Source organism: Streptomyces sp. (assembly GCF_036524955.1).
In the GTDB taxonomy this organism is placed as follows: domain Bacteria; phylum Actinomycetota; class Actinomycetes; order Streptomycetales; family Streptomycetaceae; genus Actinacidiphila.
Genome location: NZ_DATDBG010000194.1, coordinates 1 through 7,161 on the forward strand (window position 1 = coordinate 1; position 7,161 = coordinate 7,161).

Below are 7,161 nucleotides of genomic sequence, written 5' to 3' on the forward strand. Positions count from 1 at the left end.
GCGGTGCCCGCCACCCGCCCGGCTCTACGCGGCAGCCCTCGGCGCCGGCTTGGGCAGCAGTACGGTCAGGCACGTGCCCACCATCAGGAAGACCGCCCCGAGCAGGAAGGCCAGCGAGTAACCCGAGGCGAGCGCCTGCGCCTTGACGTCGCCGGCCGCCGTACGGGAGGAGATCCGGTCGGCCGCGGTCGTGGCGAGGACGGTGAGGCCGAGGGCGCCGCCCAACTGCCGTGAGGTGTTGAGCAGTCCGGAGACCAGTCCCTGTTCGCCGATGCCGACCCCGGAGGTGGCCGCCGCCGCGATCGGGGTGAGCATCAGGCCCGCGCCGAGCATGGTGAGCACGCCGGGGCCGAGTATGGAGCCGAAGAAGCCGCCGTCCACGGTGAGGCGGCTCTGCCAGGCCAGGCCCGCCGCCGCCATCAGCCCGCCGGCCGCGCCGACCAGCCGGCCGTCCACGTAACCCATCAGACGCGGCGCCACCGTGGATCCGACGATGATGCAGACGGTGTGCGGCAGGAAGGACAGGCCCGCCCGGACGGGGCTGTAGTGCAGCACGTTCTGCATGTAGAGGGAGAGGAAGTACCAGGTGGCGAAGGTCGACGCGCCGGCCGTGAGCAGCACCGTGTTGGCGGCGGAGACCGAGCGGACCCGGAACAGCCGCAAGGGTATGAGGGGGTGCGCGGTCCGGGCCTCCACCGCGGTGAACAGCGCCAGCAGGACCAGGCCGCCGACGAGCGGGACGGTGGACCTCGGGGACGACCAGCCGTGCGACTCGCTCTCCGCGATGCCGTACGCGAGGGCCGCGACGCCGCCGGTGACCAGGATCGCGCCGGGCACGTCGAGGCGGCGGGTCGCGCCGCCCCGGCTCTCGGCCAGCCACGCGGCGGCGCCGGTGAGGACGAGGACGCCGATCGGCACGTTGACCAGCAGCACCCAGCGCCACGACAGGTAGTCGGTGAGCAGGCCGCCGACCAGGCCGCCCGCCGCGCCGCCGCCCGCGCCGACCGCGGTCCAGGCGCCGATCGCCCGGGTCCGCTCGTGTCCTTCCGGGAAGGAGGTGGTGAGGATCGCCAGGGTGGTCGGGGCGAGCACGGCCGAGCCGAGGCCCTGAACGGCGCGGGCCGCGATCAGTGTCCCCGACGACTGCGCGAGACCGCCCGCCAGGCTGGCCACGGTGAACAGCGCCAGGCCGGTGAGGAAGGTCCTCTTCCGGCCGAACAGGTCGGCGGCCCGGCCGCCGAGCAGCAGAAAACCGGCGAACGTGAGCGCGTAGGCGTTGACCACCCACTGCTGCCCGGTCTCACTCAGGCTGAGGTCGGCGCGCATGGACGGCAGCGCCACGTTGACCACGGACACGTCGAGCACGACGAGGAACTGCCCGGCACAGACCGCGAGCAGCACCGCCCATGCGGGTGGGGTGGACCTCCGCCTGCCGTGGCCGGCTTGCTCTCGCTGTCCCAGGAGTTCAGTCATGCGGTCCATGCTGCCGCGAGGGGTTGTCACGCAAGTATCGGGATTTCGACCTACGACCCGGGGGCGAAACGGGCGTTCCCCGGCGGCGGTTGCGTGGCGGCGTTGCGTGGCGGGAGGGTGGCCCCCACGTCGGCGCCGGAGTACGGCTCCCCGCGCCGGCCCCGGAGTACGGCTCGCCGCGCCGACCGCCGCACCCCCTTCGTAGGGTGAGCGCATGACGGACGTGGTCGCGGCCTTCGAGGCCGCCAAGGGGTTCATGCCGCTCGACGAGGGCCTGGCGCTGCACGCGGCGGCGAAGGAGGCGGCGGCCGGGCTCGGGCTGCCGCTGCTGGAGGTGGGGACGTACTGCGGGCGGTCCACGATCCTGCTGGCGGACGCGGCGCGCGGCGCGGGCACGGTGGTGGTGACCGTGGACCACCACCGCGGCAGCGAGGAGCAGCAGCCGGGCTGGGAGTACCACGACGCGTCACTGGTGGACCCGGTCACCCGCCGGACGGACACGCTGCCGCACTTCCGCAGGACCCTGTACGCGGCGGGTCTCGAAGAACACGTGATCGCGGTGGTCGGCCGCTCGCCGCAGGTGGCGCGGGTGTGGCGGCAGCCGCTCGGCCTGGTCTTCATCGACGGCGGCCACACCGACGAGCACGCGACCGCGGACTACGAGGGCTGGTCGCCGCTGATCGCCGAGGGCGGCCTGCTGGTCATCCACGACGTCTTCCCCGACCCGGCGGCCGGGGGCCAGGCGCCGTACCGCGTCTACCGCCGGGCACTGGCCTCCGGACACTTCACGGAGGCGGGGGTGACCGGCTCCCTGCGGGTGCTGCGGCGGGAGCGCGGCTGAGGCGGGCAACCGCGCGGGGCGCCGCAAGCGGCCCGGGCAAGCGGCGGAGCAGGGGCCGAGCCAACAGCCCGGCGGGGCCCGCGCGACGCCTCCGGCCCCCGACGAACACCCGAACCACCAGGCCCGCCCAACGCCCCCACCCCCGGCCAACACCCGAACCACCGGGCCCGCGCAACGCCTCCGGCCCCCGACCAGCACCCAAGCCTTTGGGGGCCTGACCAGGGTGGGCCGCCTACGACCAGCACCCAAACCCGCCGGGCCCATGCAACGCCCGCGCTCCCGGCCAGCACCCGAACCACCGGGCCCGGACCGGGGTGGGCCGGCCGGGACGGCTTCGTGGGGACGGGGAGGTTTCCGGCCACGATAGAGTCGCGGTCGTGTTCAGCAACAAGTCACGCGGGGGCGGCCGAGGCAGTCCGTTCCTCATAGCGGTCGCCGTGACGGCGGCCGCGTGCGTCGCGGGCTGGCTGCTGTACGGCGCTACGACCGACTCGCACGCGGACTCGGGCGCCACGGGCGGGGACCCGGCGGGTCCCGTGACACGCGCGCCGAGCAGCCCGGGGACCGGCGAGGCGACCGCTTCCCCGTCCGCCCCGGAAACGGGCAGCGCGACCGCCGGCCCATCCCCCGCTGCCACCGCCCCTGCTGAATCGCTTCCGCTCACCGGCAGGACCGTCGTTCTCGACCCCGGCCACAACCCCGGCAACGCCAGCCACACCACCGCGATCAACCGCCTCGTGGACATCGGGACCGGCTTCAAGGAGTGCGACACCACCGGCACGGCCACCGACGCCGGCTACGCCGAGGCGTCGTACACGCTGGACGTTTCCCGCCGGATACGGACGATCCTGCTCAGCCGCGGCGCCAGGGTGACGCTCACGCAGAACGGCGACCGCTCGTACGGTCCGTGCGTGGACGAACGGGCCAGGATCGGCAACCGGGCGCACGCCGACGTCGCCCTGTCCGTCCACGCGGACGGGGGCCCGGCGAGCGGACGCGGCTTCCACGTGATCGCGCCCGCCGCGCTGCACACCGGCAGCGCGGACACCCGTACGATCACCGCTCCGTCGTACCGGCTGGCCACGGCCCTGCGCGCGCGCTTCAAGGCGGCGACCGGGGAGCCGTACGCCGACTACACCGGCGGCGGTACGGGGTTGACGGTCCGCGACGACCTCGGCGGCCTCAACCTCTCGACCGTGCCCAAGGTGTTCATCGAATGCGGCAATATGCGCAACTCGGATGACGCCGAGGCGTTGACGGACCCCGCGTGGCGGCAGGACGCTGCCCGGGGAATCGCTGACGCGCTCACCGCCTTCCTGCTGGGGAAGAGGTGACAGGGCTGTAGCGGTCAGGTATGGATCGTGCACCAAAGACCGGACCCTGATTCCCGCCGAAGATCACACCAATACGATGGGTCACCGCCCAGGACCATGTGACGGGTGGACCGCCTCACGGCCTCCGGACGACCCCGGCACCGCCTGACACCGGAACGACCGCACCAACCGTACGAACCGACCTGACCGAACCGACCGAACGACCGAACTGACAAAGGACAGGACCTGACGTGAACATCCGCTCCCTGACCCGAGGAGACGGCGCGGTGATCGGAGCAGCGGTGCTGCTCCTGATCGCCTCGTTCCTGCCGTTCTTCAAGGCCGATTCGCAGTTCGGCGGCGGCGCTTCGATCGACACCTGGGACTCGAACATCTTCCCGATCCTGCCCTCGGTGACGCTGGCCGCGGTCGCCGCGGCGGGAGCGCTGCTCGCCGCGCGCGCCGGGCAGTTCGCCGGCCGGCAGCTGCTGGGCCTGTCCCTGGAGCAGTGGACCATCGCCCTGTCGGTGTTCGTCGGCTGGACCGCGCTGTGGTCGACGCTGTTCCACAACACCGACGGTGTCGAGCGGGGCGCGGGTGCCTGGCTGACGCTCATCTTCGGGGTGGCCATGGCGGTCGTCGCGCCGCTGTCCAGCCGCCTGCCGGCGCTCAAGGCCCCGCTGGTCGGCGCCCCGAGCCCGCAGCCGTACGGTGGTGTGGCCGGTGGCGCGCAGCCGTACGCGGCCCCGCCGCAGGCCGGTTACGGCTACCCGGGCGGCGCGCAGTCCGTCGAACCGTCCTACGGCCAGGGTCAGCCCGCGTACGGCGCCCCGCAGCCGGCCGCCGCCCAGCCGGCCGGTGACTTCACGTCCTTCTGGTTCGCCGTCCCCGTCCCGCGCCCCCTGTTCGCCGAGGACGGCTCGGGCGGGCAGATCGCCGAACTCACCCCGGGCACCTGGTACCTCGCGGTCGACCAGCGCGGCCCCGCGCTGGTCGCCCAGACACAGGACGGCCGTCGCGGCCTTCTCCAGGACAGCAGCGGCATCCAGCGCGGCTGAACCCCTCCCGCACCCGGCGGCCGGTCCCCCTTCCCAGGGGCGACCGGCCGCGGTCGGTTCCGGCCCGGGCGGAGTTGAAGAGAGTTTCAACAACCCGGTCGGGGCAAGGCGAGGAACATGGCCAAACGGTACAGTGGAAATCCCGCCGCGACGATCATCCTCATCGCCGCGGACATCGCCGCACTGATCCTCGTCCTGTGGATCCTGTTCTTCGTGTTCGACGCCAACCGGGCGAACGACCTGGTCGGCTGGGTCCATGACGCCGCGGACTGGCTGGCGGGCTGGTCCAAGGACCTCTTCACCCCGGACAACGCCAAGTGGCGCGCGGTCCTCAACTACGGTCTGCCCGCCGCGGTCTACCTGCTCGTCGCGCATGCGGTCGCGGGCCGGGTCAACCGGGCCTGACCGCCGGGCTCACACCGGGCTGCCGCTGACCCCGTGCGTTCACTCGGGCTTTCTGCTCGCTCACTCCGCGGACGGCCTCGTTCCTCGGCCGGCCACTGCGTGAGCTCGTGTGTCAGCCCTCGATGCACCGCTCAGCAGCAGCCCGGTGTGAGCCCGTCCGGCAGCCGTTCACCTCCGAAGACAGCGGTGGTCGCCTCGTCACCTCCGAGCGCGGCCACCGCCAGCAGCATCGCCGCCGCCGTCCACGTCGTACGCTCCACCGGCCACACGGCGTCGTCCTCGTACACGTACCCGGTCCAGTACAGCCCGTCCTCGGCCCGCAGGTGCTGGATGTCGGCGAGAATCCGTACCGCCCGGTCGGACTCCCCCACCGCCCACAGGGCGAGGGCGAGTTCGGCGCTCTCCCCGCCGGTCACCCAGGGGTTGGGCACGACGCAGCGCACGCCGAGCCCGGGCACGACGAACCGCGCCCAGCCCTCCTCGATACGGGCCAGCGCGCGCGGACCGCGCAGGGCGCCGGAGAGCACCGGGTAGTACCAGTCCATGGAGTAGCGGCTCTTGTCGAGGAACCGCTCGGGATGCCGGCGGATCGCGTGGCCGAGCGCGCCGGTCGCCAACTCCCAGTCCGGCTGCGGCTCCTCGCGGTGCTCGGCGATGGCCAGGGCGCACCGCAGCGCCTGGTGGATCGACGAGCTCCCGGTCAGCAGGGCGTCGCCCACGGCCTCCCCGGTGTGCTCCCGCTTCCAGCCGATCTGCCCGCCCGGCTGCTGGAGCGCGAGCACGAACTCCACGGCCGCGCTCACGTGCGGCCACATGCGCTCGATGAACGTGTCGTCGCCGGTGGCCAGATAGTGGTGCCAGACGCCGACCGCCAGGTAGGCGCAGAAGTTGGACTCCCGGCCGCGGTCGGTGGGCCGCTCCGGATCACCGTCCTGGTACCCGGCGTACCAGGATCCGTCGGGGTTCTGATGCCGGGCCAGCCAGCGGTACGCGGCCTCCGCGCGGGCGTGCTCGCCCGCCGCGTCCAGCGCCATCGCCGCCTCGATGTGGTCCCAGGGATCGAGGTGGTGGCCGCGGAACCAGGGGATGGCGCCGTCGGGACGCTGCTGGTCCGCGATCGCCGCCACGGTCGCCGCGGCCTGCTCCGCGGTGAGCACGCCGGGCAGTACCAGCCGCTCGGTCCGGCCCTGCCCGCGACTGGGCGAGGTCACTGGGCGGCGCCCGGGCCGGCGTCGGCAACCGAGACCGCGTCCACGGGAAGCTGCGGCTTGGTCGCGTACGCCACGAAGCTCTTGCCGATCAGCGGGTTCAGCGCCTGCTCGGCGAGCCTGGTGGCCAGCGGCTTCTTCACGATGTCCCAGACCAGCAGTTTGTGGTAGAGCTTCACCGGCAGGGCGGTGTCGTTGTCCACACCGACCGCGCACTTGATCCACCAGTACGGCGCGTGCAGGCCGTGCGCGTGGTGCGTGCCGTACGGTTCCAGGCCCGCCTCGCGCATCCTGCCGAGCAGTTCGTCCGCCTTGTAGATGCGGATGTGGCCGCCCTCGACCTCGTGGTACGCGTCGGACAGCGCCCAGCAGATCCTCTCCGGGCCGTAGCGCGGCACGGTGACCGCGATCCGGCCGCCGGGGCGCAGCACCCGGACCGTCTCGGCGAGCACGCTTTTGTCGTCGGGGATGTGCTCCATCACCTCGGAGATGATCACCACGTCGAAACTGTCGTCCGAGAACGGGAGGTGCAGCGCGTCGCCCTCGATGGCCACCGCGGACGCCCCGGCGGGCGCCTCCCCGGCCTCCTTCATCGCCGCGAACCACTTCGCGACCTCGCGGATCTCCTCGCCGTCGCGGTCCACCGCCACGACGTGCGCGCCGCGCCGGTAGCACTCGAAGGCGTGCCGCCCGCCACCGCACCCCAGATCGAGTACGCGGTCGCCCGCGGCGAGCGGGAAACGGGTGAAGTCGACGGTCAGCATCAGCGATTGCTCCCCACGGGGGTTCCCGTTTCGTCGGTGCGGGTCCGCTCGGCGGTGGCGGTCCCGGGGGGGGGCCCGGGGACGGGCGGGGGGGGGGGG

Annotated in this window: 7 protein-coding genes; 4 read left to right on the top strand and 3 right to left on the bottom strand. The window is 73.1% G+C overall.

Going from position 1 to position 7,161, the window contains the following annotated elements:
* Positions 1-24 precede the first annotated feature (24 nt).
* A complete protein-coding gene (locus VIW71_RS16010) occupies positions 25-1,473 on the bottom strand; it encodes an MFS transporter (RefSeq protein ID WP_331622960.1) in 1,449 nt (482 codons plus the stop codon).
* A gap of 214 nt (positions 1,474-1,687) precedes the next feature.
* On the opposite strand from VIW71_RS16010, the gene VIW71_RS16015 reads away from it, so the two are divergent.
* The 4 genes from VIW71_RS16015 to VIW71_RS16030 all read left to right on the top strand — a co-directional run bounded on the left by VIW71_RS16015 (position 1,688) and on the right by VIW71_RS16030 (position 5,090).
* Entirely contained in the window at positions 1,688-2,314 is a 627-nt protein-coding gene (locus tag VIW71_RS16015) for a class I SAM-dependent methyltransferase (protein ID WP_331622961.1), read from the top strand.
* Between the two features lie 377 nt (positions 2,315-2,691).
* On the top strand, positions 2,692-3,648 hold the full coding sequence (locus VIW71_RS16020) for an N-acetylmuramoyl-L-alanine amidase (RefSeq protein ID WP_331622962.1): 957 nt from the start codon (positions 2,692-2,694) through the stop codon (positions 3,646-3,648).
* A 230-nt stretch (positions 3,649-3,878) separates the two neighbouring features.
* Positions 3,879-4,685, top strand: a complete 807-nt coding sequence (locus VIW71_RS16025) for a hypothetical protein (RefSeq protein WP_331622963.1) — start codon at positions 3,879-3,881, stop codon at positions 4,683-4,685.
* A 117-nt stretch (positions 4,686-4,802) separates the two neighbouring features.
* On the top strand, positions 4,803-5,090 hold the full coding sequence (locus VIW71_RS16030) for a hypothetical protein (RefSeq protein WP_331622965.1): 288 nt from the start codon (positions 4,803-4,805) through the stop codon (positions 5,088-5,090).
* A gap of 131 nt (positions 5,091-5,221) precedes the next feature.
* On the opposite strand, the gene VIW71_RS16035 is transcribed toward VIW71_RS16030, so the two are convergent.
* Positions 5,222-6,301 carry a prenyltransferase gene (locus VIW71_RS16035; RefSeq protein WP_331622966.1) on the bottom strand — a complete coding sequence of 360 codons (1,080 nt, stop codon included), beginning with the start codon at positions 6,299-6,301 and terminating at the stop codon, positions 5,222-5,224.
* On the bottom strand, positions 6,298-7,062 hold the full coding sequence (locus tag VIW71_RS16040; RefSeq protein WP_331622967.1) for a class I SAM-dependent methyltransferase: 765 nt from the start codon (positions 7,060-7,062) through the stop codon (positions 6,298-6,300). The genes VIW71_RS16035 and VIW71_RS16040 overlap by 4 nt, the downstream gene beginning before the upstream one ends.
* Positions 7,063-7,161: the final 99 nt, after the last annotated feature.

What these genes read in the sequence shown, in the direction of transcription:
- VIW71_RS16030 (WP_331622965.1), top strand. Translation starts at nt 4,803, where the DNA reads ATGGCCAAACGGTACAGTGGAAATCCCGCCGCGACGATCATCCTCATC.
- VIW71_RS16040 (WP_331622967.1), bottom strand. Translation starts at nt 7,062, where the DNA reads ATGCTGACCGTCGACTTCACCCGTTTCCCGCTCGCCGCGGGCGACCGC.
- VIW71_RS16015 (WP_331622961.1), top strand. Translation starts at nt 1,688, where the DNA reads ATGACGGACGTGGTCGCGGCCTTCGAGGCCGCCAAGGGGTTCATGCCG.
- VIW71_RS16010 (WP_331622960.1), bottom strand. Translation starts at nt 1,473, where the DNA reads ATGACTGAACTCCTGGGACAGCGAGAGCAAGCCGGCCACGGCAGGCGG.